At 67.3% G+C, this 24,835-nt stretch carries 29 protein-coding genes and 1 tRNA gene; 13 read left to right on the forward strand and 17 right to left on the reverse strand.

The features are described from left to right. Window positions 1-10: 10 nt before the first annotated feature. The 7 genes from CGU35_RS10840 to nrdH form a co-directional block, all read right to left on the reverse strand. Window positions 11-2,497 (reverse strand): DNA methyltransferase, encoded by a 2,487-nt coding sequence (locus tag CGU35_RS10840; RefSeq protein WP_100811577.1) that lies wholly within the window; start codon window positions 2,495-2,497, stop codon window positions 11-13. After that, entirely contained in the window at window positions 2,494-2,712 is a 219-nt protein-coding gene (locus CGU35_RS10845) for a type IIL restriction-modification enzyme MmeI (protein ID WP_157813940.1), read from the reverse strand. Before CGU35_RS10845 ends, CGU35_RS10840 begins: the two co-directional genes overlap by 4 nt. Window positions 2,713-2,730: 18 nt before the next feature. After that, complete coding sequence (locus CGU35_RS10850; protein WP_146047992.1) at window positions 2,731-3,003, reverse strand: hypothetical protein; 273 nt, start codon at window positions 3,001-3,003, stop codon at window positions 2,731-2,733. A gap of 117 nt (window positions 3,004-3,120) precedes the next feature. After that, the gene (gene nrdF / locus CGU35_RS10855) at window positions 3,121-4,098 is read right to left on the reverse strand and encodes a class 1b ribonucleoside-diphosphate reductase subunit beta (RefSeq protein ID WP_100811580.1); all 978 of its coding nucleotides are present in this window, start codon (window positions 4,096-4,098) and stop codon (window positions 3,121-3,123) included. A gap of 47 nt (window positions 4,099-4,145) precedes the next feature. Then, window positions 4,146-6,245 carry a class 1b ribonucleoside-diphosphate reductase subunit alpha gene (gene nrdE / locus CGU35_RS10860; RefSeq protein WP_442923048.1) on the reverse strand — a complete coding sequence of 700 codons (2,100 nt, stop codon included), beginning with the start codon at window positions 6,243-6,245 and terminating at the stop codon, window positions 4,146-4,148. 50 nt (window positions 6,246-6,295) lie between these two features. Beyond that, window positions 6,296-6,727, reverse strand: coding sequence for a class Ib ribonucleoside-diphosphate reductase assembly flavoprotein NrdI (nrdI, locus tag CGU35_RS10865; protein WP_100811582.1), 432 nt, complete (start codon window positions 6,725-6,727; stop codon window positions 6,296-6,298). Window positions 6,728-6,751: 24 nt separating this feature from the next. Beyond that, window positions 6,752-6,985: a glutaredoxin-like protein NrdH gene (gene nrdH / locus CGU35_RS10870; protein ID WP_036294795.1), complete on the reverse strand. Its 234-nt coding sequence runs from the start codon at window positions 6,983-6,985 to the stop codon at window positions 6,752-6,754. Window positions 6,986-7,357: 372 nt separating this feature from the next. Here nrdH and CGU35_RS10875 point away from each other — a divergent pair, with 372 nt between their 5' ends. Beyond that, the gene (locus CGU35_RS10875) at window positions 7,358-8,563 is read left to right on the forward strand and encodes an MFS transporter (protein ID WP_100811583.1); all 1,206 of its coding nucleotides are present in this window, start codon (window positions 7,358-7,360) and stop codon (window positions 8,561-8,563) included. A gap of 3 nt (window positions 8,564-8,566) precedes the next feature. Here CGU35_RS10875 and CGU35_RS10880 read toward each other — a convergent pair whose 3' ends face one another. After that, complete coding sequence (locus CGU35_RS10880) at window positions 8,567-8,971, reverse strand: pilus assembly protein CpaE (RefSeq protein ID WP_100811584.1); 405 nt, start codon at window positions 8,969-8,971, stop codon at window positions 8,567-8,569. A gap of 85 nt (window positions 8,972-9,056) precedes the next feature. After that, window positions 9,057-9,812, reverse strand: coding sequence for an SDR family NAD(P)-dependent oxidoreductase (locus tag CGU35_RS10885; RefSeq protein ID WP_100811585.1), 756 nt, complete (start codon window positions 9,810-9,812; stop codon window positions 9,057-9,059). 105 nt (window positions 9,813-9,917) lie between these two features. Here CGU35_RS10885 and CGU35_RS10890 point away from each other — a divergent pair, with 105 nt between their 5' ends. From CGU35_RS10890 to CGU35_RS10905, 4 genes are all read left to right on the forward strand, one after another. Further along, on the forward strand, window positions 9,918-10,490 hold the full coding sequence (locus CGU35_RS10890) for a TetR/AcrR family transcriptional regulator (protein ID WP_100811586.1): 573 nt from the start codon (window positions 9,918-9,920) through the stop codon (window positions 10,488-10,490). An 84-nt stretch (window positions 10,491-10,574) separates the two neighbouring features. Continuing rightward, window positions 10,575-11,336: an alpha/beta fold hydrolase gene (locus CGU35_RS10895; protein ID WP_100811587.1), complete on the forward strand. Its 762-nt coding sequence runs from the start codon at window positions 10,575-10,577 to the stop codon at window positions 11,334-11,336. A 43-nt stretch (window positions 11,337-11,379) separates the two neighbouring features. After that, entirely contained in the window at window positions 11,380-12,552 is a 1,173-nt protein-coding gene (locus CGU35_RS10900) for an acyl-CoA dehydrogenase family protein (protein WP_100811588.1), read from the forward strand. Window positions 12,553-12,593: 41 nt separating this feature from the next. Further along, the gene (locus CGU35_RS10905; RefSeq protein WP_100811589.1) at window positions 12,594-13,601 is read left to right on the forward strand and encodes an aldo/keto reductase; all 1,008 of its coding nucleotides are present in this window, start codon (window positions 12,594-12,596) and stop codon (window positions 13,599-13,601) included. Window positions 13,602-13,628: 27 nt separating this feature from the next. On the opposite strand, the gene CGU35_RS10910 is transcribed toward CGU35_RS10905, so the two are convergent. Then, entirely contained in the window at window positions 13,629-13,901 is a 273-nt protein-coding gene (locus CGU35_RS10910) for a metal-sensitive transcriptional regulator (RefSeq protein ID WP_100811590.1), read from the reverse strand. A gap of 83 nt (window positions 13,902-13,984) precedes the next feature. On the opposite strand from CGU35_RS10910, the gene CGU35_RS10915 reads away from it, so the two are divergent. From CGU35_RS10915 to CGU35_RS10925, 3 genes are all read left to right on the forward strand, one after another. Continuing rightward, a complete protein-coding gene (locus CGU35_RS10915) occupies window positions 13,985-15,259 on the forward strand; it encodes a DUF445 domain-containing protein (protein ID WP_100811591.1) in 1,275 nt (424 codons plus the stop codon). A gap of 55 nt (window positions 15,260-15,314) precedes the next feature. Beyond that, window positions 15,315-15,680 carry a gamma-glutamylcyclotransferase family protein gene (locus CGU35_RS10920; protein WP_198519563.1) on the forward strand — a complete coding sequence of 122 codons (366 nt, stop codon included), beginning with the start codon at window positions 15,315-15,317 and terminating at the stop codon, window positions 15,678-15,680. A gap of 318 nt (window positions 15,681-15,998) precedes the next feature. Further along, entirely contained in the window at window positions 15,999-16,496 is a 498-nt protein-coding gene (locus CGU35_RS10925; protein WP_100811592.1) for a SixA phosphatase family protein, read from the forward strand. A gap of 26 nt (window positions 16,497-16,522) precedes the next feature. Here the strand turns inward: CGU35_RS10925 and CGU35_RS10930 are convergent, their stop codons facing one another. Next, window positions 16,523-16,999, reverse strand: coding sequence for a YbaK/EbsC family protein (locus tag CGU35_RS10930; protein ID WP_100811593.1), 477 nt, complete (start codon window positions 16,997-16,999; stop codon window positions 16,523-16,525). 190 nt (window positions 17,000-17,189) lie between these two features. Between CGU35_RS10930 and CGU35_RS10935 the strand changes: the two genes are divergently transcribed. Further along, window positions 17,190-18,245, forward strand: coding sequence for an LLM class flavin-dependent oxidoreductase (locus CGU35_RS10935; RefSeq protein WP_100811594.1), 1,056 nt, complete (start codon window positions 17,190-17,192; stop codon window positions 18,243-18,245). Here CGU35_RS10935 and CGU35_RS10940 read toward each other — a convergent pair. The 3 genes from CGU35_RS10940 to CGU35_RS10950 form a co-directional block, all read right to left on the reverse strand. Beyond that, on the reverse strand, window positions 18,230-19,159 hold the full coding sequence (locus CGU35_RS10940) for an aldo/keto reductase (protein WP_100811595.1): 930 nt from the start codon (window positions 19,157-19,159) through the stop codon (window positions 18,230-18,232). The two genes, CGU35_RS10935 and CGU35_RS10940, sit on opposite strands and share 16 nt — an antisense overlap. A gap of 19 nt (window positions 19,160-19,178) precedes the next feature. Then, entirely contained in the window at window positions 19,179-20,042 is an 864-nt protein-coding gene (locus CGU35_RS10945) for an aldo/keto reductase (protein WP_100811596.1), read from the reverse strand. Between the two features lie 89 nt (window positions 20,043-20,131). Further along, window positions 20,132-20,207, reverse strand: a tRNA-Ala gene (locus CGU35_RS10950). Window positions 20,208-20,373: 166 nt separating this feature from the next. Here CGU35_RS10950 and CGU35_RS10955 point away from each other — a divergent pair. After that, window positions 20,374-20,547, forward strand: a complete 174-nt coding sequence (locus tag CGU35_RS10955) for a CsbD family protein (RefSeq protein ID WP_100811597.1) — start codon at window positions 20,374-20,376, stop codon at window positions 20,545-20,547. A gap of 117 nt (window positions 20,548-20,664) precedes the next feature. Here CGU35_RS10955 and CGU35_RS10960 read toward each other — a convergent pair whose 3' ends face one another. From CGU35_RS10960 to galU, 3 genes are all read right to left on the reverse strand, one after another. Then, the gene (locus tag CGU35_RS10960) at window positions 20,665-21,567 is read right to left on the reverse strand and encodes a hypothetical protein (RefSeq protein ID WP_100811598.1); all 903 of its coding nucleotides are present in this window, start codon (window positions 21,565-21,567) and stop codon (window positions 20,665-20,667) included. A 75-nt stretch (window positions 21,568-21,642) separates the two neighbouring features. Next, window positions 21,643-22,284 carry a GNAT family N-acetyltransferase gene (locus CGU35_RS10965; protein WP_100811599.1) on the reverse strand — a complete coding sequence of 214 codons (642 nt, stop codon included), beginning with the start codon at window positions 22,282-22,284 and terminating at the stop codon, window positions 21,643-21,645. Between the two features lie 43 nt (window positions 22,285-22,327). Next, a complete protein-coding gene (galU, locus tag CGU35_RS10970) occupies window positions 22,328-23,215 on the reverse strand; it encodes a UTP--glucose-1-phosphate uridylyltransferase GalU (protein ID WP_100811600.1) in 888 nt (295 codons plus the stop codon). Window positions 23,216-23,319: 104 nt separating this feature from the next. On the opposite strand from galU, the gene CGU35_RS10975 reads away from it, so the two are divergent. The 3 genes from CGU35_RS10975 to mscL are packed head-to-tail and all read left to right on the forward strand — an operon-like array spanning window position 23,320 to window position 24,774. Further along, on the forward strand, window positions 23,320-23,916 hold the full coding sequence (locus CGU35_RS10975; protein WP_100811685.1) for a 5-formyltetrahydrofolate cyclo-ligase: 597 nt from the start codon (window positions 23,320-23,322) through the stop codon (window positions 23,914-23,916). Between the two features lie 23 nt (window positions 23,917-23,939). Then, window positions 23,940-24,308 carry an FmdB family zinc ribbon protein gene (locus CGU35_RS10980; RefSeq protein ID WP_100811601.1) on the forward strand — a complete coding sequence of 123 codons (369 nt, stop codon included), beginning with the start codon at window positions 23,940-23,942 and terminating at the stop codon, window positions 24,306-24,308. A gap of 34 nt (window positions 24,309-24,342) precedes the next feature. After that, the gene (gene mscL, locus CGU35_RS10985) at window positions 24,343-24,774 is read left to right on the forward strand and encodes a large conductance mechanosensitive channel protein MscL (RefSeq protein ID WP_100811602.1); all 432 of its coding nucleotides are present in this window, start codon (window positions 24,343-24,345) and stop codon (window positions 24,772-24,774) included. The last annotated feature ends 61 nt before the right edge of the window (window positions 24,775-24,835 follow it).

The raw sequence follows: 24,835 nt of genomic DNA on the forward strand, positions 1-24,835 counted from the left end.
GGCATCCGGGCTACGTGAACGGCGCGTATGCGCGGCCGCCCTCCGCGATCTCGCGATTGAGCGCGGACAAACGGCGAACCAGTTCGGGCGCGTCCTGCGCAACCGACTTCGGCCAGCCGTAGGCCGCGGCCACAGCCTCGTCGAGTCGGCGGTGCAGTGCGGCGAGATCGGTGAACGCGCCGTCGTCCATCAGGTTGTACAGCTTTGTCAGGCCCATGTCATGCTCGACGCACAGTTCGCTTCGGCGCGCGTACAGGGCGACGGATGCCTCGGCCACCGCATCTCGCTGCGCTGACGTAACGGGGTCCGGCCACGGGAACGTCTCGAAGACGGCATCGTTCGTATACCTCAGCCGCGTTTCGAGCGTTGACGACTGCGCCCACGCCCAGGCGTGGTGTGCACTCGAGAGAAGGATCCCCATGCTGTAGTCATCGTCGAATGCGAACACGATTACGGCGTTGTTCGGACACACCGTGCCGTCTACCCAGGCGAGCTGCAGGCGCTTTCCCGTCGCCGATGCCGCTGCGTATCGTCTCAGGGGCTCCACGGCGGCGCGCATCCCCTCGACCCGTCGACCAAACAACCACCAGCGCTTCTCTACCGCGCGGTTTGGCGAGTCTTCGCGTTCCCTTTTGACCGTGCTGCGGAGCATATCGAGGGCCGCGGGGTATTTCATCGCCGCTTCGAGGGTCATCGAGCCAAAATCGATGATCCAGCGTGCTGCCGACTGCTCCACCGCTTCGACCAAATCGGCGCCGGTGAGGAATCGCCGGACAACGCGAGCGTATTCCGCATCGTCGCGTTCAAGCAGACGAGCCGCAGTGACGTCGTCGATGATGAACCCCTTGCCTTGCGGCACGACCCCCGAAAAACAGTGCTGACGATTGGCGAGCAGAGCTTTCGCGTCCCAGTCGTGCGCGTTTCCCTCGGTGAGCGAGGCGGTGATTCCCGAAACGGGTTCGCCATCGAGTTCAAACACGGTCGGCACGTCATCGGGCTTCTTGACCCAGTTGACGAGGCTGACGTGGACCTTGGCGTCCCCCGGCCACTTCTGGCTAGAAACCGCATCTGTGATGATGCCACCCTGAGAAACCACGTACGACAGTGAGGCGGAGCGTCCCGCCGTCTGGCTGATGGAATTGGTGCCGACGAGACCAGCACGATGGCCCACCGCCAAGCGCTCGTGAGCGAGACGGAACCAGTAAACGCAGAGGTCTTTCACTCCGACGTGAAACCGACGAATGAGCCAGTCGGCGTAATCATCGCCGAGACTTGGGCGAATCAGCTTTGCCCCCAAGAACGGCGGGTTGCCGATGATCGTGTCGACCTCGGGCCATTCCGTGCGGAGCGCATCCGCGGAACGCACGTTTGACAAGTCGACGAGAGGAAGCACCGGCTCTGCCTCTCCGAAACGGTCCACCATCTGGCGGTGCCCCATCCACAGGGTCACCCGCGCGATCATCACGGCAACGCGCTCGATGTCGAGTCCGTAGAGATTGGCAAGCGGGTAATACGGCAGGGGTCCCGTCGGCTTGGCCGCACCGGTCTGGGCGGCCAGCGCGTTGATACGCAGCTTTGCCTCGTATTCGAGCGTGCGAAGTTCGCGATACGCGACGTACAAGAAGTTGCCACAGCCACAGGCCGGGTCGAGCACACGAAACTCGCACAAGTCGTGCAGCACGGCGACCGCATCCGTGACCGATGCCGCCGCCTCGATGCGTTCGCGCCACGGTCGAACGATCGTCGGCGCGACGATCTTCATGATGTCTGCCTCGTGCGTGTAGTGCGCACCGATCTCCGAGCGACGCTCATCGCCGAGCACTCCCTCGAGAAGCGACCCGAAGATGGTCGGGTTGACCTCTCGCCAGTTGAACTCGGCGGCCTCGCGCAGGTGGAGCAGCTCTTCTCGGGACAAGAACACCGAGGCGGGCTGTGTAAACAGGTCGCCGTTGACATATCGGGTTCCCGCGTAACGCCCCTTGCGGTTGTGATCACCCTTCTGATTGAGAAGCGCAAAGAGGTAACCGATCTCTTTCGCAGAGTCGGGCTCGCTCTCTTTCAAGAGTGATTCGACCGTGGCCTGGAGCGGGTATCCCTCGAGCATCCCGAGGTCCTCAGCGAACAGACACCACACGAGCTGCATGGTGAAGCGCTGGATCTCGTCGACCGGCGCCGCCGACCGGTCGATCATCGAGCGGTAGAACTCGGCGATGTGACGTGCGGCATCGGCCGTCAGTTCCCGTCGATGCTCGCTGAAGACCGGTTCGAGTGTGTCGTTCTGCAGAAAGAGCAACGCATCGTAGTGATCGACCAACTCGTCGATGGCGAACGTGATGCGAGGAGCCTTGGGGAACCTTCCCGGCTCCCACACCTCGAACGAGTGGAAGTTGCACGCGATGACCCATCGGGCGGCAGGCGTGTCGCCATCGCTCGACTCGCGCCAGTAGCGCTCGATCTGATCTGCGGCCTTGGCGAGGGGCGTACCCGGCTTCTTCATCTCGAAGATCGCGAGCCCGGCCAGTGCAGATCCATGAAGCCGGCGGAACTCTTGAAGTCCTCGAACAACGCCCCGGTGGCCTGGCGATCCGTGCCGTAAGCCGCGAACAACTCGTTCAGGAATGTCTGCGCCTCGGCGCGCTCACTGCCGTTGTACGTACGCCACTTCGCGGCGAACGCGGCGAGAGCGGCCTGTATCTCGGTGCCACTACGCACCCCGCCGTCCGCCACGAATCAGAACATCCGGGTTTCGACCGCGTAGTACGTTCCTTGCATCAGCCGCTTGCGCAGCTTCTGCAGCTCTTCCAGGGTTTCGGTCAACACGAGTTCCTCGTTCTGTGAGCCCCCGGCCTTTCGGATGTTCGCCAGGGCGCGCTTCGAGCGATTGATCGCGTGCTCGAGGTTCAACAGAACGTCCGAGACCTCGCCCATCACCTGTTCTCGAGCACGTTGCTCATCGGAACGCTGATCTCCGAGATGCTGTCCGGTCGCTACCTGCTGAGCCATAGGGTCCTCCTGGTCGAGCCCGGGTGTTTGGGGTCCACCGTACGCGGTGGCCTCGACATCCGGCTTCTCTTCGGCGGGTTCTGTGGACTCCACGTTGTCCACAGAACCACATCGGGACTAGAAGTCCCAGTCGTCGTCCTCGGTCGCGACGGCCTTGCCGATGACGTACGACGAACCGGACCCCGAGAAGAAGTCGTGGTTCTCGTCCGCGTTCGGCGAGAGCGCCGACAGGATCGCGGGGTTCACGTTCGTGACGCTCGAGGGGAACATCGCCTCGTAGCCCAGGTTCATCAGGGCCTTGTTGGCGTTGTAGTGCAGGAACTTCTTGACGTCTTCGGTCAGCCCGACCTCGTCGTAGAGGTCCTGCGTGTACTGCACCTCGTTGTCGTAGAGCTCGTACATGAGCGAGAACGTGTAGTCCTTGATCTCGTCACGCTCGGCCTGCGAGACCTTCTCGAGCCCCTTCTGGAACTTGTACCCGATGTAGTACCCGTGCACGGCCTCGTCGCGGATGATGAGGCGGATCAGGTCGGCCGTGTTCGTCAGCTTGGCGCGCGACGACCAGTGCATCGGCAGGTAGAAGCCCGAGTAGAACAGGAAGCTCTCGAGCAGGGTCGAGGCGACCTTGCGCTTGAGCGGGCTGTCGCCGCGGTAGTACTCCATGACGATCTGAGCCTTCTTCTGAAGGTTCGGGTTCTCGACCGACCAGCGGAACGCCTCGTCGATCTCCTTCGTCGAGCACAGCGTCGAGAAGATCGACGAGTAGCTCTTGGCGTGCACCGACTCCATGAACGCGATGTTGGTGTACACAGCCTCTTCGTGGGGGGTGATCGCATCCGGGATCAGCGAGACGGCGCCGACGGTGCCCTGGATCGTGTCGAGGAGCGTCAGCCCCGTGAACACACGCATCGTCAGCACCTGCTCCTGAGGGGTGAGTGTGTTCCACGACTGGATGTCGTTCGACAGCGGCACCTTCTCGGGCAGCCAGAAGTTGTTGACCAGGCGGTTCCACACCTCGAGGTCCTTGTCGTCCTGGATGCGGTTCCAGTTGATGGCCTCGACATGGCTGAGGAGCTTAAGCGGTTCAGGGGACATGATTTCTTCCTAGGTTCGTTTCGACTCGCTGCGCGCTCGATGGGCGACTACAGCGTGCAGCTGACGCATTCCGACATGTCGGTGCCCTCGAGGGCCATCTGACGCAGGCGGATGTAGTAGATCGTCTTGATCCCCTTCTTCCACGCGTAGATCTGCGCCTTGTTGATGTCGCGCGTCGTGGCGGTGTCCTTGAAGAACAGCGTCAGCGACAGGCCCTGGTCGACGTGCTGCGTCGCCGCGGCGTACGTGTCGATGACCTTCTCGTAGCCGATCTCGTAGGCGTCCTGGTAGTACTCCAGGTTGTCGTTCGTCATGAACGCGGCCGGGTAGTAGACGCGGCCGAGCTTGCCTTCCTTGCGGATCTCGACCTTGGCGGCGATCGGGTGGATCGACGACGTCGAGTTGTTGATGTACGAGATCGACCCGGTCGGCGGCACGGCCTGCAGGTTCTGGTTGTAGATGCCGTGCTGCTGGATCTTCGCCTTCAGCGCGGTCCAGTCATCCTGCGTCGGAATGTGGACGCCGGCGAACATCTCCTTGACCTTGTCGGTCTCGGGAACCCACGCGCGCTCGATGTACTTGTCGAAGAACTCCCCCGACGCGTACTTCGAGTCCTCGAAGCCCTCGAAGGCCTGTCCGCGCTCGATCGCGATCTCGTTCGAGGCGCGCAGCGCGTGGAACAGCACCGTGTAGAAGTAGATGTTCGTGAAGTCGATGCCCTCTTCCGAACCGTAGAAGACGCGCTCACGAGCGAGGTAGCCGTGCAGGTTCATCTGCCCGAGGCCGATCGCGTGCGTGCGGTCGTTGCCCTCTTCGATCGAGCGTACCGAGCGGATGTGGCTCTGGTTGCTCACCGCGGTCAGACCCCGGATGGCCGTCTCGACCGTCCTGCCGAGGTCGGGCGAGTCCATCGCGAGCGCGATGTTCAGCGACCCGAGGTTGCAGGAGATGTCCTTGCCGATCTGCGCGTACGAGAGGTCCTCGTTGTACGTCGTCGGCGTGTTCACCTGCAGGATCTCGCTGCAGAGGTTGGACATGTTGATGCGGCCCTTGATCGGGTTGGCCGCGTTCACCGTGTCCTCGAACATGATGTACGGGTAGCCCGACTCGAACTGGATCTCGGCGAGGGTCTGGAAGAACTCGCGCGCGTTGATCTTGGTCTTCTTGATGCGGGGGTCGTCGACCATCTCGCGGTACTTCTCGGTGACCGAGATGTCGCCGAAGGGAACGCCGTAGACCTTCTCGACGTCGTACGGCGAGAAGAGGTACATGTCCTCGTCGTTGCGAGCGAGCTCGAACGTGATGTCGGGCACGACGACGCCGAGCGAGAGCGTCTTGATGCGGATCTTCTCGTCGGCGTTCTCGCGCTTGGTGTCGAGGAAGCGCAGGATGTCGGGGTGGTGCGCCTGCAGATACACCGCGCCCGCGCCCTGACGCGCACCGAGCTGGTTGGCGTAGCTGAAGCTGTCTTCGAGCAGCTTCATGACGGGGATGATGCCCGACGACTGGTTCTCGATCTGCTTGATCGGAGCGCCCGCCTCGCGGATGTTCGAGAGCAGCAGGGCGACGCCGCCGCCGCGCTTGGAGAGCTGCAGCGACGAGTTGATGCCGCGAGAGATCGACTCCATGTTGTCTTCGATGCGCAGCAGGAAGCACGACACGAGCTCGCCGCGCTGCGCCTTGCCCGTGTTGAGGAACGTCGGGGTGGCGGGCTGGAAACGGCCCGAGAGGATCTCTTCGACCAGCTGGGTCGCGAGCTTCTGGTCGCCGTCGGCAAGGCCCAGCGCCGTCATGACGACGCGGTCTTCGAACCGCTCGAGGTAGCGCTTGCCGTCGAACGTCTTGAGCGTGTAGCTCGTGTAGTACTTGAACGCCCCGAGGAACGTCTCGAAGCGGAACTTCTTGCCGTAGGCGAAGTCGTTGAGCTCCTGGATGAACTCGAACGGATACTTGGCCAGCACAGCGGGCTCGTAGTACTCCTTCTCGACCAGGTAGTCGAGACGCTCCTTGAGCGAGTGGAAGAAGACGGTGTTCTGGTTGACGTGCTGCAGGAAGTACTCCCGCGCGGCGCGCTTGTCGGCGTCGAACTGGATCTTCCCGTCCGCGCCGTACAGGTTCAGCATCGCGTTCAGGGAGTGGTAGTCCATCCCGTCGAACGCGGCGTTGTTCTTGAAGGGCGTCTGCTGGGGAGCCTGCGTTAGTGCTGTGTCCACCATCGTTCCAATCCGTCGCTCACGCGATCGATGTCTTCCGGCGTGCCGAACAGTTCGAGCCGATACAAGTGCGGCACGTTGCACTTGCGGCTGATGACGTCACCGGCGAGGCAGAATGCCGCACCGAAGTTGGTATTGCCGGCGGAGATGACTCCCCGGATCAGCTGGCGATTGCGCTCCTCGTTGAGGAAGCGGATCACCTGCTTGGGGACGGCGCCTTTTTCTTCGCCGCGTCCCTGTCCCCCGCCGTAGGTGGGGGTGACGAGCACGAACGGCTCGTCTACGACCGGTGTCTGATTCCCCTGCAAGGGGATCCTGATCGCCGGCAGCCCGAGCTTCTCGACGAATCGAGCCGTGTTGCCCGAGAGGCTCGAGAAGTAGACGAGCAGTGGCGCTTGTGTCGCCAGTTTGCTCACGTCGCACCTCCCGTGCGTCCGGCCTCAGGCCAGGCGCGTTGCGAGTTCGTCGATCTTGTCGGGACGGAAGCCCGACCAGTGGTCGCCGTCGGTGATGACGACGGGCGCCTGGAGGTAGCCCAGGGCCTTGACCTGCTCGAGCGCGGACGGGTCCTGCGACAGGTCCAGAACCTCGTATTCGAGGCCCTTCGAGTCGAGGGCGCGGTAGGTAGCGGTGCACTGAACGCAGGACGGCTTCGTGTAAACGGTGATTGCCATTTCGGCCTTCATCCCCTTATTCATCGGTCTAATCGGTTGCTTGAGCCGGCGTCCCCCCACCGGGAGTCCAATACTACATATGGGTGCCGACACCGGGCGGCACCACAAGGGGTAGTAGTTACATTCGTGTAGTTCTCCACCGCCTCTCCCCTTAACAACACAGGTTGTCCACCGTTTCATCCACAGGGAGCGGATCGATTTCGAACCTGAAAAATCGCTGAATAACGCCACATTCGGATGCCTCGGCCCGAGCTATCCACAGGGCCGACGATATGGGGGGCCTCCGACATCCGGATTCCTGTGGACAACGCGGACACGGCGTGTCGCACCCCGTGCCGGCGTGTCGCACACCGCGACTACCATTGACCTCTCGTGGGCGCATATCGGGAACTGCTGAAGACGCCCGGCGTCGGCCGGATCATTGCCGCGCAGCTGACGGCGCGGTTCCCGAACGGGATGATCTCGCTCGCACTCCTTCTGCACATCGAGCAGTTGACGGGGTCGTACGGTGCCGCGGGCCTCGTACTGGCTGCGACCTCGGTCGGTCAGGCGGTCGCCGGACCCGTCACGAGCCGCTGGATGGGCATCTGGGGCATGCGCCGTGTCCTCACCCTGACGACCCTGGTCTGCGCCACCGCCATCCTGGTGCTGGGGCTCTTCCCCATGGTGCTCCCGCTGACCATGGCGTTCGGTCTCGTCGCGGGCCTTGCCACCCCGCCCGTGCAGTCCGCGGTGCGAACGGTCTATCCGAAGATGGTCAACTCCCGGCAGCTGACGCCCCTCTTCTCGTTGGATGCCTCGCTGCAAGAGCTCATCTGGGTTTTCGCGCCCGTCGTCATCACCTTCGTGGCGCTGCAGGCCGGCACGACGACCGCCATGCTGCTGATCGTCGTGATCCTGCTGGGCGGCTGCGCGTGGTTCATCATGTCGCCCGAGATCGGGCGTGTGCGCATCCCGCGCAGTCGTCGCAAGATCGGCAAGGTCCTGGCCAAGCCGCCCGTGCTGCTGGCAACGGTCGTCGGGTTCCTCCTGATCGGCGCGTGCGCGGCGGTCGAGGCCGGTGTCGTCGCGACGTTCGGTCACGGCGGCTTCGAGGCCGGCATCGTGCTCGCCCTCTTCGCGATCGGCAGCCTGACGGGCGGCCTCAGCTTCGGCCACATCCCGATCGGGTCGTGGGCGATGGCGCGCCGCCTCACGGTCGTCACGATCGGCCTCGCGCTGACCACGATCTCGCTCAACGTCTTCTGGATCGGCGGCACCCTGCTGCTGGCCGGGATCGGCATCGCCCCGGCCCTGGCGGTCGTCTTCGCGATCACGAGCGCGAGCGTGAAGTTCAGCGACACCGCCGAGGCCTACGGGTGGATCGGCACCGGGCAGCTCATCGGCGCCGCCGCGGGCTCGGCGATCGCGGGCTTCGTGATCGACGGCGCCGGACCGACGGCCGCCTACTGGGCCGCGGCGATCTTCGCGCTGTTCGGCGTCATCGTCTCGGTCGTCTGGGTGCGTTCGTTCCCCGATCTGCGCGGCCGGGACGCGAGCCCCATGCCCGACACGGAGCCCGTGCACACCGTCACGTGACGCTCAGGCCATGCGGCGCAGCACGTGCAGGAGCGCGAGGGCGTAGGCATCCGCGGGTGCCGGATGCGCGAACACGGCCGTCGTCCCGGCCATCTCGATCTCGACCTCGTGCGTGTCGGCCAGGCGGCGGAGCGCACGGAAGGTGCCGCGCAGCAGCTCGCGCAGCTGATCCTCGCGCGGGAGCCAGAGCGCGTCCTCGAGCGCGACGGAATCCAGCGCCCACTCGGTCGTGCCGTTGAAAGCCAGGATGACGCCGGTCGGGTACTGCCGGGGCTCGATCGTCATCTCGCTGACCGTGAAGACGTCGGCCTCGAACTCGGGCTCGTCGAGCTGGAACCGATCACCCGAGGCGGGGTGCCACACGAGTCCCGTCTCGCGCAGCGCGATCGCCAGCTCGGTCGAGATCATGCATCCATTGTCACAGCGCCCGGCGGCGCCGGCGCCGGATGGCAACCGGGGTCGGGCCCGAGCGAGCCCGGCCCCGCGCCGTCGGTCAGTGGGCCGCGTAGCCGCCGTCGACGAGGTGGTAGCTGCCCGTGATGAAGGATGCGGCGTCGGAGGCGAGGAAGCTCACGAGGGCGGCAACCTCTTCGGGGTTTCCGAGGCGTCCCAGGGCGTGCTGTGCAGAGAGTGCGGCCTGCGCATCGGCGTCGAGGTGCGCGTCGACCAGGGGCGTGTGGATGAAGCCGGGTCCGACCGCGTTGACGCGGACCTTCTGGGCGCCGTACTCGAGCGCCGCGTTCTGCGTCAGACCGAGCAGCCCGTGCTTGGCCGTGACGTACGCGGACGACATCGGGATGCCGACCGAGCCCAGCACCGACGCCATGTTGACGATCGAGCCACCGCCGTTGGCGACCATCGCGGGCAGCTGCGCCTTCATGCCGTAGAAGACGGCGTTGAGGTTGATCTCGATGACCTTCCGCCAGTCGTCGAGCGGGTAGTCGCCGACGGTCGCGGCCGCGCCACCGATGCCGGCGTTGTTTACGGCGATGCCGAGGGGGGCGAGCTCGCCGGCGCGGGCGACCATGCCGATCGCCGCGTCGGGGTCGGTTACATCGCCCACGAAAGCGGCAGCCGTACCGCCCGCGGCCGTGATCTCGTCGACGACCTTCTGCGTGGCGTCGTCGCGCAGGTCTGCCACGAGCACCTTCGCACCGCTCGCGGCGAGACTCAACGCGACCGCGCGGCCGATTCCGGATGCCCCGCCGGTGACGATTGCCGAACGTCCGGACACATCGTAGGTAGCCATGTCCCATACTCCTGTCTGCGCACGGTGTGCGCGTTGACCGATATCCGACATATGTCGGATAATGTGAGCCTACGCCTCGAATGACCGGGGTGGAACGGAGGATGCATGGCCGCACCACCGCACGCGAAGAGACGTCTGTACGCCACCGTTCTCGACCTCGCGGCGACGCGCCCGGTCGAAGACCTCACCGCAGCCGAGATCTGCCGCGCCGCGCAGGTGCATCGCTCCACCTTCGCCGAGTACGCGGCATCCGCTGCTGATCTGTTGCGCGCTGCGCTGCGCGAACAACTCGACGACATCCGCGCCCGGTATCTGACCGGCGCGGGATCCGCCGCCCCGAACGCCGCAGCCGACACGAGCCGCGCCGTCCTCGCCCACGTCGAATCCCACTACACGATCTATCAGCGCGGTCTCCTCTCCGCCGGGGGCGGCGATCTTCACGCCATGCTGGCCGAGCATTTTCGCGACTCGGTGCGAGAACTCGAAGCGGTCGGCGCCATCCGTCCCCCCTTCCACGCGCACGGCGCCACGACCCGATTCGTCGAAGAGAGCACGGCGCGATTCATCGCGAACGGGTCGATCGGGATCCTCGAAGCCTGGCTGAGCGAGGCCGCACCGCGCGATCCTGAACACTTCGTCGCCGCGTTCGAGGGACTCACGGCCGCCGCACGCGCGTAGGCGCTATGCCAGATCGGCGCCGAGATCCTGCCGAACTCCCCCGACGACCCCGAATCCGTCCCCCACGTTCGTAGGCTGGACGCCATGACCGCACCCCTCGCGCTGCCCGCCCTGACGTGGGGCGCCACCGACGCGCCCCGCCGCGCGCTCCTCATCCATGGCCTCGGGTCGAGCGGCGCGCTGATGTGGCGCCTGGGCGCAGCCCTCGCCGAAGCGGGCTGGGCCGCGACGGCCGTCGACTTACGCGGGCACGGCTCTGCGCCGCGCGCTCTGGACTACACGATCGGCGCTTTCGCAGCGGATGTCTCGGCCACCGCTCCCCCGCACGGCGGACCGTGGGACCTCGTCATCGGGCACTCGCTCGGGGGCGCAGCGGCGGTGGTCGCGGCGGCCGCCCATCCCACCTGGGCGCGGCGACTCGTGCTGATCGACCCGGGAATCGTGGTCCTCGGCGCCGACGCCGAGGCGGTCCGTGCCGGCCAGGAGCAGGCATTCGCCGACAATCGCGAAGAACTGGTGCGAGCCGAGCATCCGGGGTGGCATCCGCAGGACATCGAGCTGAAGATCGACGCAGTCGCGCGCGCGAGCCGGTGGGCGATCGACCAGGTCAGTGTTCAGAATCCCGACTGGGACGTCCGCGACGACTGCGCGCGCGTCACGGTCCCGACGCACGTCATCGGCGCCGACCCCGAGGTCTACAGCCTGTTCACGGGCGACATCGCGGCGGGCGTGCTCGCGGCGAACCCGCGCTTCACGATGTCGGTCGTCGCCGGCGCCGGCCACTCGCCGCACCGCGACGAGCCCGACGAGACGGTTCGACAGCTCCTCGGCGTGCTCGGCGACTGACCGAACCGACCCGCCCCACCCCGGTCGGCGGGACAATAGAGGCGTGCCCGACTTCGACCCCAGCGTCCACCTGCCCGACGATCTGATCGAGCGCATCCGCGCACGGGCGGCGACGCACGATCGCGACAACACGTTCCCGGACGACGACCTGGCCGATCTGCGCGCCGCGGGTTACCTCGCGATCATGGTCCCGACAAACCGGGGCGGGGCCGGGCTAGGGCTCGCCGAGGCATCCGTCCTGCAACAGCGTCTCGCGGGGGCCGCGCCCGCGACGGCCCTGGCGATCAACATGCATCTCGTCTGGACGGGCGTCGCGAAGGTCCTGCAGGACCGCGGTATCGACGACCTCGCGTTCGTGCAGGCCGGCGCCGGCGCGGGTGAGGTCTTCGCCTTCGGCATCAGCGAGGCCGGCAACGACCTCGTCCTGTTCGGCAGCGATACGGATGCTGCACCACTCCCCGATGGCGGTTACACGTTCACGGGCACGAAGATCTTCACCTCGCTCGCACCCGTCTGGTCGCACCTGGGACTGCACGGCCTCGACACGACCTCTGCCGACGGCCCGAAGATGGTCTACGCCTTCGTCTCGCGGGACGAAGAGGCGGCGGGCCGCATCACGACGCGCGACGACTGGGACACCCTCGGCATGCGCGGCACGCAGAGCCGCACGACCGAGCTGCGCGCGGCTGCCGCGCCCGCGGATCGCGTCGTCCGGCGCATCGACCCGGGCCCCCAGCCCGACCCTCTCGTGTTCGGCATCTTCAGCGTGTTCGAGATCCTGCTCGCCTCGGTGTACACGGGTCTCGCCCGCCGCGCACTCGACGTCGCCGTCGCGACGGCCCAGGCCCGCACTTCGAAGAAGACGGGCACGACCTACAGTCAGGACCCCGACATCCGCTGGCGCATCGCGGATATGGCCCTCGCCTACGAAGCACTGCCGCCGCAGGTCGCCGCGCTGGCCGCCGACATCGATGGCCTCGCCGACCACGGCGCGAAGTGGTTCTCGCTGCTCGCCGGGCTGAAGCACCGCGCGGTGGTGGCCGCCAAAGCCGTCGTCGACGACGCGATCCTCGTCACCGGTGGGTCGTCGTACTTCGCGGGTTCCGAGCTCGCACGCCTGTATCGCGACGTGCTCGCGGGTCAGTTCCATCCCTCCGATCCCGAGTCGGCGCACGCGACGGTCGCAACCGCCTGGCTCGGGCCGATCGCGCGCTGACCCCGCCGCGCGTGCCGGTTCGCCGTGGCAGGATCGGAAGCATGCGTGCCGAAGCCCTGCCCCCGGTCGATCTCGGCGACGGACTGACCGTCACCGCCCTCGGTTACGGGGCCATGAGTCTGACGGATGTCTACGGCCCGGTCGATGACGACACCGCGCTCGCGACCCTCACCCACGCGGTGGATTCGGGCATTCGCTTCGTCGACACGGCGAACGTGTACGGCGACGGGCGCAGCGAACGGATCATCTCGCGGCTCCTGCGAACCCGGCGCGACGACGTCGTGCTCGCGACCAAGTTCGGGATCCACGGCGGCACGGCCGGAAGGCGCGGCGTGCGCGGCACGCCCGCATACGTGCACGAGCAGATCGACCTGAGCCTGCAGCGCCTCGACACCGACCACGTCGACCTCTACTACCAGCACCGCGTCGACCCAGACGTCCCGATCGAGGAGACCGTCGGGGCCATGGCCGAGCTGGTCGTGGCGGGCAAGGTACGCCACCTCGGGCTCTCGGAGGCGACGGCCGACGAAATCCGGCGTGCCAACGCCGTCCACCCGATCGCCGCGATCCAGACCGAGTGGAGCGTGGTCAGCCGCGACGTCGAGCGTGCCGTCATCCCCGCCGCGATCGAAACCGGCACCGGCTTCGTGTCCTATTCACCGTTGAGCAGAGGTTGGCTCGGCGACGACTTCGACGCGGCGCGCATCGGACCGGGTGACATGCGCCCGAACTTCCCGCGATTCGCCCCGGAGAACCTCGCGGCGAACGCGGCACTCCGCGACGAGTATCTGCGGATCGCGCGCGACGCGGGCCTCACGGGCGCCGAGCTCGCGTTCGCGTGGCTCTTCACGCGCGCCGGAGCCCTCGGCATCCCGATCTCACCCATTCCCGGCTCGCGATTCGCGGCACACGTCAATGACTGGCTCGGTGGCGTGGGTGTGACGCTCGACGCCGAGACGATGACGCGCCTGGACGACTTCGCCGATCGCGTGCAGGGTGCGCGCAGCTTCGACCGCAACTGGACCAGCCTGCGCGGCGAGCCCGCCTGAGTGGGCCAGCCCGAATAGGCCCGGGGTTCAGCGCTTGTCGAAGTCGAACGCGCGCAGCAGCTCGGCCACGGCCTGCTCGCGCTCGGTGCCGCCCTGCTCGAACATCGTCGTCACGTGGGTGCGCAGGTGGTTCTCGAGCAGCAGCCGGTTGAGGGACTCGAGCGCCTTCTCGATCGCGCGGGACTGTCCGATGATGTCCATGCAGTACTCCTCGTTCTCGATCATCTTCGTCAGCCCGCGCAACTGACCCTCGAGGATGCTCGTGCGGTGCAGGGCGCGCTTCTTGATGTCATCGATCACGCGCCCAGGTTACCGCCGTGCGGCTGGAGGGCGGACGACGCAACCCCCGCCTGATGATCCGTTCACCGTGCGAGGATGACCGGATGGCACGTACCCCGTTGGCCCTGCTGAGTCCCGCAGACCAAGCTCGACGTCGCTCGCTGACGCGCATGAAGGCGGTCGCGCTCGGGGCCCTGCTCTTCATGGCCGTCGTTTTCGTCTTCGCCTTCGCGTTCCAGCAGAACGTGCCGTGGTTGGCATACGTCCGCGCGGCGGCCGAGGGCGGTATGGTCGGCGCGCTCGCGGACTGGTTCGCGGTAACGGCGCTGTTCCGGCATCCGCTCGGCATCCCCATCCCGCACACGGCGATCATCCCCCATCGTAAGGACGAGATCGGCCGCACCCTGGGCGAGTTCGTCGAGACGAACTTCCTGTCGGCCGAGGTCGTGCGCGACAAGCTCGAGAGCATCGGTGTCGCCTCGCGCCTGGGCACCTGGCTCTCGCACGACGAGCATGCGGAACGGGTCGCTACCGAGGGCTCGGCGATCGCCTCGGCCGTGCTGCGCGCGGTCAGCGACGACGATGTGCGCGACCTGATCGCCGACCTCGCGCGCTCGCACGTGATCGAGCCCGAGTGGGGGCCTGCGGCGGGCGCCTGGCTCGGCCGCATCGTCGAGACCGGCGCGCACCACAACGCCGTCGACCTCGCCGCCGACTCGATCGCGACCTGGCTCGAGAGCAACCGCTCGGCCTTCGCCGGACTCGTTTCGCGGCGACTGCCCGGCTGGGTGCCCTCGATCGCGCACCGACTCGTCGACGACACCGTCTACAAAGAGGCCGTGAACTTCGTTGCCGCCGTGCGAGCCGACCCCGAACACCCCGCGCGGGTCGCGATCGACGGCTACCTGTCGCGCCTCGCCGACAACCTGCAGCACGACCCCGACACGATCGCCCGGCTCGAACACGCGAAGGCCACGGTGTTCGACAGCCCGCGCGTGCGCGACCTCGCGGCGCAGCTGTGGGATACGGCGAAGAACGGGCTGCTGTCGTCGCTCGCCGACCCCGCGAGCGGACTGCGCGTGCGTGCGCGCGCGGCACTGGCCGAGATCGGCGGGCGTCTCGCGTCCGAGCCCGCCCTGCAACGCCGTGTCGACACCTGGGTCACGGATGCGGCGACGTTCGCGGTGGATCGCTACCGCCACGACATCGCGTCGGTGATCACCGACACGATCGAGCGGTGGGACCCCGAAGAGACCACGGAGAAGATCGAGCTCATGGTCGGCCGCGACCTGCAGTACATCCGCCTCAACGGCACGATCGTCGGCGCCCTCGCCGGGTTGACGATCTTCACGATCGCGCACGCGATTTTCGGCGCGTGACGTCGGCGCGGCGAAAAGCCTGGCCCGCGCAGGGTCAGGTCAGTAGCCTGATGCCGTGACCGAGCCATCCGCTGCGGCGACGATTCCCGATGTCGCGCTGTTCAGCTACGGCACCCTGCGCGTGCCCGCGGTGCAGCTCGACACGTTCGGGCGCCTGCTCACCGGGGAGCCCGATGTGCTGCCCGGATTCACCATCGACTATCTCGAGATCGAGGATGCCCGTGTCGTGGGGCTCAGCGGGCGCGACGTGCATCCGATCATCCGCCGAACCGGCAACCGACTCGACAAGGTCGTCGGCGTGCTGCTCTGGATCACCGAGGACGAGCTCGAAGCCGCAGACGAGTACGAGGTCCAGCAGTACAACCGGGTGTCGGTCACGCTCGGCAGCGGACGCGACGCCTGGGTGTACGTCGCCCGGTGACCCCGCGGCGCAGCCCGCCGAGCACGGGGGCCGAGGGGTGCAACCTCGGGGAGGGGGCGCCTCGAGATCGCACCCCTGCCCCCCACTCGTATTGCGGGGACCTGCCGTCCGGCGTCAGTCGGTTCGGGTCCGACGGGCGGCTCGGCAGGCGGTTCAGGGAAGTCGCGAGCTGGTCACGGCTCCGCAGATGGTGCTCTCCATAGGTATCGCACCGATGAGGGGTCCGTCCACCACCTCGGCGATATATCAGTGCGCGCCACGCAGACCACGCTCCCTGAGCTCCTCGAAGGGACCAGCCCGACCTCGTAAGGTGGCCGCATGAAGACGCTTGCGCTGGTGCGCCACGCGAAGTCGAGTTGGGACCACCCCGGCATCGACGACCACGATCGTCCGCTCAACGAACGCGGCGTGCGCGACGCTCCCCGGATGGCCGCGCGTCTGGCGACCGAGCATCCCGAGCTGCGCGGCGGCGCTCTGCTCTCCAGCACGGCGCTCCGCGCGGCGACCACCGCGGACGCGTTCGCCGACGCCCTCGACACGACCGTGCGGCTCGACGAACGTCTCTACGGCGCCTCGCCGCGTCGCATCGTCGAGCTCGCCGCGGCCCGGTCCGAGTCGGCCGTGGTCGTCGTGGCGCACGACCCGGGCCTGTCGGACCTCGTGCGGCACTGGTCCGGATTCCCCGCGGACGGCGCAATCCCGCACATGCCGACGTGCGCCGTGGCGGTGTTCGACTTCGACATCGACGACTGGCGCGGGCTCGAGTCATCCGTCCCTGATCGCTGGACCTACGACATCCCGCGCGACTCGGAGTAGTCGACCTTCCGGCCGAACAACCGGGCCTAATCGACCTTCGTGACGGCCCCAGCGGTGATGCGTACGAGCTCGTCGAACGACAGCGGAAAGACCGTGTGCGGCGTGCCACCCGCGGCCCACAGCTGCGGATACGTGGCAAGGTGCTCGTCCACGATCGTGGTGATCGGGGCGGGGTGGCCGGTCGGTGCGACTCCCCCGATCGCCTGGCCGGTCGCCTCGCGCACCTGCTCGGGCGTCGCACGGACGATGGACCCTCGACCGATGCGCTCCGCGAGTGCGGCCGTGTCGACGCGGTGCGAGCCGCTCGTCATGACGAGCAAAGGCTCGCCATCGCTCCAGAACACGAGACTGTTGGCGATCGCACCAACCTCGACCCCGAGGGCGGCCGCGGCGAGAGCCGCGGTGGAGGCTGCGTCGGGCAGCACCACGATCTGACCCGGGATGCCTGCCTCGGCGAGGCGGTCGGCAACGATTCTGCTGCGGGGCGAGAGTTCTGCGGTCACGGACCCACCATAGACGCGCCTCGGGGGGCGAGCGCACCGGCGATACCCTCAATGGCAAGCGATCGGGGATGCACGGTGCACCTCAGACGCCCCCGGTGCCGCACCGTGCCGTCGCGGCCCGCGAATCGTCCCGTTCATCCGAACGTGAAGGCCCGGGAATGTCCATGCGCCAGCATGCGTTTGACCAGGCATGCACCGCAAACGGATCGGCTTCCTGAGCTTCGGCCACTGGCACCCCCACCACTCGAGCCAGACGAACACCGGGGCCGACGCCCTGCTCCAGTCGATCGAACTCGCCGTGGCCGCGGAGGAGCTCGGGATCGACGGTGCCTACTTCCGTGTGCACCACTTCGCCCGCCAGCTCGCGAGCCCGTTCCCCCTGCTCTCCGCCGCCGCGGCGCGCACGAGTCGCATCGAGCTCGGCACGGGCGTCATCGACATGCGGTACGAGAACCCCCTCTACATGGCCGAAGAGGCCGCGGTGGCCGACCTGATCAGCGGCGGACGGCTGCAGCTGGGCATCAGCCGCGGTTCACCCGAGCCGGCGCTCAACGGTTCGCACGCGTTCGGGTATGTCCCGGCCGAGGGCGACACGGACGCCGACCTCGCCCGGCGCAAGACCGAGCTCTTCCGCACCGCGATCAGCGGCGAGCGCATCGTCCGGGCCGATCCGCGCATGAGCGGCGACGGAGCGCTCGCCATCCAGCCCCTCTCCCCCGGGCTGCCGGACCGCATCTGGTGGGGTTCCGGCACCCGCGAGACCGCTGTGCGCACTGCCGAGCTGGGCATGAACCTGATGTCGTCGACCCTGCTGGTCGAAGACACCGGCGTGCCGTTCGACGAGCTGCAGCTCGAACAGATCCAGATGTTCCGCGACGCGTGGGCGCAAGCGGGCTGGGACCGCGAACCGCGCGTCAGCGTGAGCCGGAGTGTCATCCCGATCACGAGCGACCTCGACCGCCAACTCTTCAGCTCGCGCGAAGACAGCCAGGATCAGGTCGGCATCCTCGAGGGTGTGCGCGCACGCTTCGGCAAGAGCTACACCGGCGAGCCGGACGAGATCGCGGCCGAGTTGGCTCAGGATGCCGCGGTCCAGGCCGCCGACACCGTGCTGCTGACCGTCCCGAACCAACTCGGCGTCGCGTACAACGCCCGCATGCTCGAGACGATCGCTCGCGAGATCGCCCCCGCGATCGGTTGGTCACGCGCGGATGTGTCCGAGGCGGTCGCTCAGGGCACCCGGTAACCGGCCGCCCGCACGAGTTCGTACCATTCGGCTCGTGTAAGGGGGATGTCGGAGCCCAGGGCCGCGCCCGCCACCCGCTCGGGTGAGGTCGTACCGAGAACCACCTGCATGTCGGCCGGGTGGCGCGTGATCCAGGCAGTGGCGATCGCGATGGCGGGCACGTCGTAGGCGGCGGCGAGCCGGTCGATCACGGCGTTGAGTTCTGGATAGTCGGGCGATCCGAGGAAGACGCCGTTGAAGAATCCGGCCTGGAACGGCGACCACGCCTGAACCGTGATGCCGTGCAGACGGCAGTAGTCGACGATCCCCCCACCGTCGCGGACGAGCGACTGGTCGAGCCCCTGCATGTTGCCCGCGAGCCCCTGGACGACGATCGGCGCGTGCGTGATCGACAGCTGCAGCTGGTTCGCGACGAGCGGCTGCGTGACGGCCGACTTCAGCAGATCGATCTGGCGCGGGGTGTGGTTCGAGACACCGAAGGCGCGGACCTTGCCGGATGCCTCGAGTTCGTCGAACGCGCGGGCGACCTCTTCCGGCTCGACCAGGGCGTCGGGCCGATGCAGCAACAGGATGTCGATGCGATCGGTGTCGAGCGCGCGCAGCGAACCCTCGACCGATGTGACGATGTGCTCGTACGAGTAGTCGAAGTACGGGCCGTCCGGCACGATGCCGCACTTCGTCTGCAGGGTGATCTCGTCGCGCTGGGCGGGCGTAAGCCGCATCGCCTCGGCGAACCGCCGCTCGCACCCGTGCAGGTCCGAACCGTATACATCGGCGTGATCGAAGAAGTCGATGCCCACGTCTCTCGCCGCACCAACCAGTGCGCGCACCTCGTCGTCGGTCTTGTCCTGGATGCGCATCAGGCCCAGCACGACGTTCGGCGCGGGCGTACCCCCGAGGGTGATGTTCTTCATGTCCGTCCTCCGTCGATGCTCAGCGGTCGCCCGCGAGGGCGGCCATGTCGTCTGCGCTCAGCTCGATTTCGGCGGCGAGGACCGAGTCCTGGATGCTCGCGGGCCGGGAGGCGCCGGGGATGGGGATCACGACGGGCGCGAGAGCGAGCTCCCACGCGAGAGCGATCTGCTGCGGGCTCACACCCCGGGCATCCGCCACGGTCTGGAAAGCATCGTGCTGCGCGCCGACGTCGGCCGCCCGCGTGATGCCGCCGAGGGGCGACCACGGCAGGAAGGCGATGCCGAGACGTGCGCAGTGCTCGAGCTCGTTGAGGCTGGAGCGGAAGGCGGGCGAGAACTGGTTCTGCACCGACACGAGCCGTCCGTCGAGGATGCGGTTGGCCTCGTCGATCTGCGCGACGGTCGCGTTCGAGATTCCCGCCATCTCGATGACGCCCTCGTCGAGCAGCTCACGCAGCGCCCCGACGGACTCGGCATACGGCACCGAGGGGTCGGGCCGGTGGAACTGGTACAGGCCGATCGCCTCGACGCCGAGTCGACGAGCGGATGCCTTTGCCGCTTCCTTCAGGTACTCGGGGCGTCCGTCGACGGTCCAACTGCCGTCACCCGGACGCAGGTGGCCGCCCTTGGTCGCGACCAGGACGCCCGACGTGTCGCCGCCGTACGAGCGCAGCGCCTCGGCGATCAGCGACTCGTTGTGACCGACCTCGTCGGCGTGCTCGTGATACGCATCCGCCGTGTCGATCAGCGTGACGCCCGCGTCGAGTGCGGCGTGGATCGTGGCGACCGAGCGGTCCCTGTCCGGCCGCCCCTCGATCGACATCGGCATGCCGCCGAGGCCGATCGCGCTGACGGTCCGGGATCCGATGGGTCGCTGCTGCACGGTGTTCCTTCTTCTTCGTCGGGATACGGGGCAGATGCTCCGCAAACACGCACAAACGAAAAACGCCCCGCAGGGGGGCGTCTATCGTTTGGTGGACCTGAGGGGATTCGAACCCCTGACCTCTTCATTGCGAACGAAGCGCGCTACCAACTGCGCCACAGGCCCGAGAACCTCCGACAGATTATCACGGTCCTTCGGCCACGCTTGCCGCCGGCCCGCGGTCGTCGGGTACGAACACGCTGCGTAGCACCTTCGCCCCACTCAGAACAACCCACTGACATCTCGATCCCGACGGGAGCAGGGTGTGAGGAGAAACCGAAAGGAGCCCCTCATGGGTATCGGAGACAAGATCAAGCACGGCGCCGAAGACCTCACCGGCAAGGCGAAGGAGGCCGCCGGCAAGGCGACCGACAACGAAAAGCTCGAGGCCGAGGGCAAGGCGGACCAGACCAAGGCCGATGTGAAGAAGGCCGGCGACAACGTCAAGGACGCCTTCAACAACTAGTCCCCTCAGCGCAGACGCGGCCTACGCCGTGAAGCGGCCCGCACCCGGCACGGGGGTGGGCCGCTTTCGCGTGCGGCGCGGGCCGCCGGCGAACGAACGCACGAAGACCGACGTCGGTCAGGCGGAACGTTGACGCAGGAGGGCGCGGACGTGCGCCTCGATCTCGGCATCGTCGACGACACCCATGCCCGCGTAGGGCGAGCGCGCCGTGCCCGAGCTCGCCGCGGGAGCGACGGCCGGCGCGACGGGATGCGCCGCCGGGGCCTGCGCCGCCGGCTGCAGGCGCTGGGGGCGCTCGGGCGCACTCGGCGTGCGTAGGGCCTCTTCTCGGGCGGCCTGGCGCAACGCCTCTCGAGCCTCGGCCGCGTCGAGCTGGGCGGCGGCGCGCGAGCCGTTGGACGACACGAGGGGCTGCGGGAGCGTCCGCGGCGTCCATTGGCGTTGGGGAACGATGGGTGCGAGGTCCTGAACGGATGCCTCGCGCCGCACCATGATCGGCTGCTCCACGGCGACCGTCGCCTTCGCCGCGACCTTAGCCATCCGTTGCAGCACGATCATCGCGAGGCCTGTCGAGACGGCGCCGGTCCAGAGGAACGTCTGCGCGCCGCCCTGGACGATCTGCCAGATGCCGAACCCGATGGCACCGAGGCCGATCAGCAGAAGAGTCGTCGCCACGAGCCGCGCGCGTCGACGCGCGCGGGCGCGGCGGGCGAGCGGGGCCGAGCGCGCCTGTGCGACCTGCTCGCGCAGGCCCTCGAGCTCGGCGGACTGATGTTCGGCCTGCAGACGACGTGCGAGACGCTGTTGCTGGAGGGCCGTGCGGGCGTTGAGTTCGAGGTGGACTTCACCCGGCGTCTCGCTGGTCTCGGCGAGAACGCGGATGGCCTGATTGAGCCGAACGGCGTTGCGTTCGGCCGAGTAGTACTGATGCCGGCTGTGCCATGTCGGTACGAGATAGACGAGCCAGAGCGCGACGGCGACGAGGAGGATCACTCCACCGCCCAATACCTGCCCACCCATGCCGACAACGGTATGCGAGGGCGCGTCGAAGATCGGGATGCTCCGGGCGTGTCGCGTCGCTGAGGTGGCCGACCCCTATGACTCCGGAGCGGCGGCATTCCGATCGGCCAGGGGGATGTTCGCGGCGTCGCGCGGCGCCTGGCCCGAGACCCACCTCTCGAGAACCCCGTAGGGCACGTCCTCCCGCGTCAGCGCGAACGCGTAGTGATCCCTCCAGTCGCCGTCGATGTGGATGTATCGACGGCGCAGCCCCTCGTAACGGAAGCCGAGCTTCTCGACCACCCTCAGGCTGGCCGCGTTCTCGGGGCGGATGCAGATCTCCATCCGGTGCAACCGCAGCTCGGTGAAGCACAGGTCGGTCGCCAGGGCGACCGCCGTCGGGGTGATCCCGAGCCCCGCGAAGCTCTCGCTGACCCAGTATCCGATCGTCGCGGATGCGAGCGAACCCCGCGCAATGCCCCACACGTTCAGTTGCCCGGCGACCTCGCCGTCGTACTCCATCACCAGCGGTACCCCGAGCCCGTCGCGGTACTGCTGCAGGAGTCGACGGATGCCGAGCCTCATGTCGAGAGAGACGACGCCGTCCGGACTCGTCGCTTCCCACTGCTCGAGCCAACCCCGATTGTCGAGCAGGGCCTGCTGCAGCACGCGGGAGTCGCGGGACTTGATCAGCCGGATCGAGATCGGTCCGTGCTCGCGCGGAAGGGACAACTCCATGCCCACTCCCTCTTGCGGGCGGCGAATCCTCGAAACGTGAGCCCTACAGACCCGCCGCAAACTCCTTGAACCAGGGACGCAGCTCGGGACCGAGATCCTCGCGGTCGGCGGCGAGCTGCACGATGGCCTTGATGTAGTCCACCCTATCGCCGGTGTCGTAGCGACGACCGCGGAACACGACGCCGTACACGCCGGGACCGTCGGGGTCTGCCGCGAGCTCCTGCAGGGCATCCGTCAGCTGGATCTCGCCGCCCTTGCCCGGCTCGGTGTGCTCGAGCACATCGAAAACGGCGGGGCTGAGGACATAACGGCCGATGATGGCGAGGTTCGACGGGGCATCCTCGCGCTTCGGCTTCTCGACGAGACCCATGACCTTGACGACATCCGCGTTGTCGGTGGCCTCGACGTCGGCCGCGCCGTACAGATGGATCTGGTCGGGGTCGACCTCCATCAGGGCGATGATCGCGGCACCCGTGCGCTCGTGCTCGGCCAGCATCGTCGTCAGCAGAATGTCGCGCTCGTCGATGAGGTCGTCACCGAGCAGCACGGCGAACGATGACGAGCCGACGTGCGCCTTGGCACGCAGCACCGCGTGGCCGAGACCCTTCGGCTCGCCCTGACGGACGAAGTGGATGTCGGCGAGGTCGCTCGACTCGAGCACGCGACGCAGACGATCGTGGTCGCCCTTGTCCTTCAGCTTGACCTCGAGCTCGGGAACCGAGTCGAAGTGGTTGGCGACGGCGTTCTTGTTGCGGCCGATGATGACGAGGATGTCGTCGATGCCCGCCTGAGCAGCCTCCTCGACGACGTACTGGATAGCGGGCTTGTCGACGACAGGCAGCATCTCTTTCGGCATCGCCTTGGTGGCGGGAAGAAAGCGCGTGCCGAGACCGGCGGCGGGAATGACGGCTTTGAACTTCATAGGAGGCATGTCGGCCATCGTAACGGGAAGGGAGGCGGATTCTCCCCCGCCGGATGGGGGACAGGGTCCGCTGTCGCGCCGGCTCCCCCACACCCCCGCCTAAGATGGTGCGCGTGTCCTCAGACGTCGATCACGTCAAGCGGGCGCTTCGCGCCGATCTGCGCGAGCGTCGTCAGCTGCGATCCGACGCGCAACGAGCAGAGGCGGAACACGCCATCGCCGACCGCCTCGACCAGCTGGTCGACCAGCTCGGAGCGCGCTCGATCTCGTGCTTCCTGTCGATGTCGACCGAGCCGGGAACGCGCGAGTTCGTCGATCGTGCCGTAGCCCGAGGCATCCGCGTTCTCTTGCCCGTCACGCGCGCGGACGGCCTTCTCGACTGGTCCGTCGCCGTCGAGGGTGGAGACGTCGCCGAGGGGATGTTCGGGCTTCCCGAACCCGTGGGCGAACTGCTGGGCCCCATCGCCGTCAACGATGTCGATCTGATGATCATCCCCGCCGCGGCCGTCGACGCATCCGGCATGCGCATGGGGTGGGGACGCGGATACTTCGACAAGACCATCGGCTCGATGGAGGGCTGCCCGCCCGTCTACGCCGTCATCTTCGACTCCGAGCTCGTCGACGAGGTGCCCAGCGAGGTGCACGACCAGCCCGTCTCGGGCGTGGTCACCCCGTCCCGAACCGTCACCTTTGCGCCCCCCGCGCGCTGATTCACGCCTGAACCAGGAGCACGATGCCCACCTATGCCTACGCCTGCAAGTCCTGCGGCCACCATTTCGACGCCGTCCAGGCGTTCACCGATCCGACCCTGACCGAGTGCCCCGAGTGCGGCGGCGCGCTGCGCAAGCAGTACGGCACGATCGGGGTCACGTTCAACGGCAGCGGCTTCTACCGCACGGACTCACGCTCGGGCGATGCGAAAGCACCTTCGGGCTCGTCCGGTTCTCCGTCGAAGTCCGATGCCGGTTCGACGTCCGGCTCCGGATCGAAGTCGGACTCGGGATCGAGCGCGGGTGGCGGATCGTCGTCGTCTTCGTCAGGATCGACATCGTCGGGATCGACATCGGCAACGAAATCCTCGCCCGCCTCGACGGGTTCGTGAACCGGGCCCCCGTGCCCGCGGTAAGGAGCATCGCATGATCAAGGGATTCAAGGAGTTCATCCTCCGCGGCAACGTCATCGACCTCGCCGTCGCCGTCGTCATCGGCGCCGCTTTCAGCGCGATCGTCGCGGTGATGGTGGAGCAGCTGATCAACCCCCTCATCGGCGCGATCTTCCAGGTCGGCGACCTGAGCGGTTGGGTGATCGAGATCCCGACGATCAGCGGCAGCGTGTCGACGATCGGCATCGGCGCCATCATCGGCGCGGTCATCAACTTCGTCGCGATCGCCGCGATCGTGTACTTCGTGTTCGTTTACCCGATGAACCACATGAAGGCGCGCGCCGCAGCGAAGGCCGGTCTCGACAAGGCTCCCGAAGAGCCTCAGCTCCCGACCGAGCAGGAGATCCTCGTTCAGATCCGCGACCTGCTCGAGAAGCAGCAGTCCGGCCCCTCGCCGCGCGCCTGACCCTCCTCACCCCGCACCTCTCCCCTGCCTCTCCCCCGCACGCGCCCAGCGCCGAGCGCCC

The sequence above is a fragment of the Microbacterium sp. BR1 genome (genome assembly GCF_002812725.1).
Taxonomy (GTDB): Bacteria; Actinomycetota; Actinomycetes; order Actinomycetales; family Microbacteriaceae; genus Microbacterium.

What these genes read in the sequence shown, in the direction of transcription:
- CGU35_RS10840 (WP_100811577.1), bottom strand. Translation starts at nt 2,497, where the DNA reads ATGAAGAAGCCGGGTACGCCCCTCGCCAAGGCCGCAGATCAGATCGAG.
- CGU35_RS10850 (WP_146047992.1), bottom strand. Translation starts at nt 3,003, where the DNA reads ATGGCTCAGCAGGTAGCGACCGGACAGCATCTCGGAGATCAGCGTTCC.
- nrdF (WP_100811580.1), bottom strand. Translation starts at nt 4,098, where the DNA reads ATGTCCCCTGAACCGCTTAAGCTCCTCAGCCATGTCGAGGCCATCAAC.
- nrdE (WP_442923048.1), bottom strand. Translation starts at nt 6,245, where the DNA reads ATGGACTACCACTCCCTGAACGCGATGCTGAACCTGTACGGCGCGGAC.
- nrdH (WP_036294795.1), bottom strand. Translation starts at nt 6,985, where the DNA reads ATGGCAATCACCGTTTACACGAAGCCGTCCTGCGTTCAGTGCACCGCT.
- CGU35_RS10880 (WP_100811584.1), bottom strand. Translation starts at nt 8,971, where the DNA reads ATGATCTCGACCGAGCTGGCGATCGCGCTGCGCGAGACGGGACTCGTG.
- CGU35_RS10885 (WP_100811585.1), bottom strand. Translation starts at nt 9,812, where the DNA reads ATGGCTACCTACGATGTGTCCGGACGTTCGGCAATCGTCACCGGCGGG.
- CGU35_RS10890 (WP_100811586.1), top strand. Translation starts at nt 9,918, where the DNA reads ATGGCCGCACCACCGCACGCGAAGAGACGTCTGTACGCCACCGTTCTC.
- CGU35_RS10895 (WP_100811587.1), top strand. Translation starts at nt 10,575, where the DNA reads ATGACCGCACCCCTCGCGCTGCCCGCCCTGACGTGGGGCGCCACCGAC.
- CGU35_RS10905 (WP_100811589.1), top strand. Translation starts at nt 12,594, where the DNA reads ATGCGTGCCGAAGCCCTGCCCCCGGTCGATCTCGGCGACGGACTGACC.
- CGU35_RS10915 (WP_100811591.1), top strand. Translation starts at nt 13,985, where the DNA reads ATGGCACGTACCCCGTTGGCCCTGCTGAGTCCCGCAGACCAAGCTCGA.
- CGU35_RS10925 (WP_100811592.1), top strand. Translation starts at nt 15,999, where the DNA reads ATGAAGACGCTTGCGCTGGTGCGCCACGCGAAGTCGAGTTGGGACCAC.
- CGU35_RS10935 (WP_100811594.1), top strand. Translation starts at nt 17,190, where the DNA reads ATGCACCGCAAACGGATCGGCTTCCTGAGCTTCGGCCACTGGCACCCC.
- CGU35_RS10940 (WP_100811595.1), bottom strand. Translation starts at nt 19,159, where the DNA reads ATGAAGAACATCACCCTCGGGGGTACGCCCGCGCCGAACGTCGTGCTG.
- CGU35_RS10955 (WP_100811597.1), top strand. Translation starts at nt 20,374, where the DNA reads ATGGGTATCGGAGACAAGATCAAGCACGGCGCCGAAGACCTCACCGGC.
- CGU35_RS10960 (WP_100811598.1), bottom strand. Translation starts at nt 21,567, where the DNA reads ATGGGTGGGCAGGTATTGGGCGGTGGAGTGATCCTCCTCGTCGCCGTC.
- CGU35_RS10965 (WP_100811599.1), bottom strand. Translation starts at nt 22,284, where the DNA reads ATGGAGTTGTCCCTTCCGCGCGAGCACGGACCGATCTCGATCCGGCTG.
- galU (WP_100811600.1), bottom strand. Translation starts at nt 23,215, where the DNA reads ATGCCTCCTATGAAGTTCAAAGCCGTCATTCCCGCCGCCGGTCTCGGC.
- CGU35_RS10980 (WP_100811601.1), top strand. Translation starts at nt 23,940, where the DNA reads ATGCCCACCTATGCCTACGCCTGCAAGTCCTGCGGCCACCATTTCGAC.
- mscL (WP_100811602.1), top strand. Translation starts at nt 24,343, where the DNA reads ATGATCAAGGGATTCAAGGAGTTCATCCTCCGCGGCAACGTCATCGAC.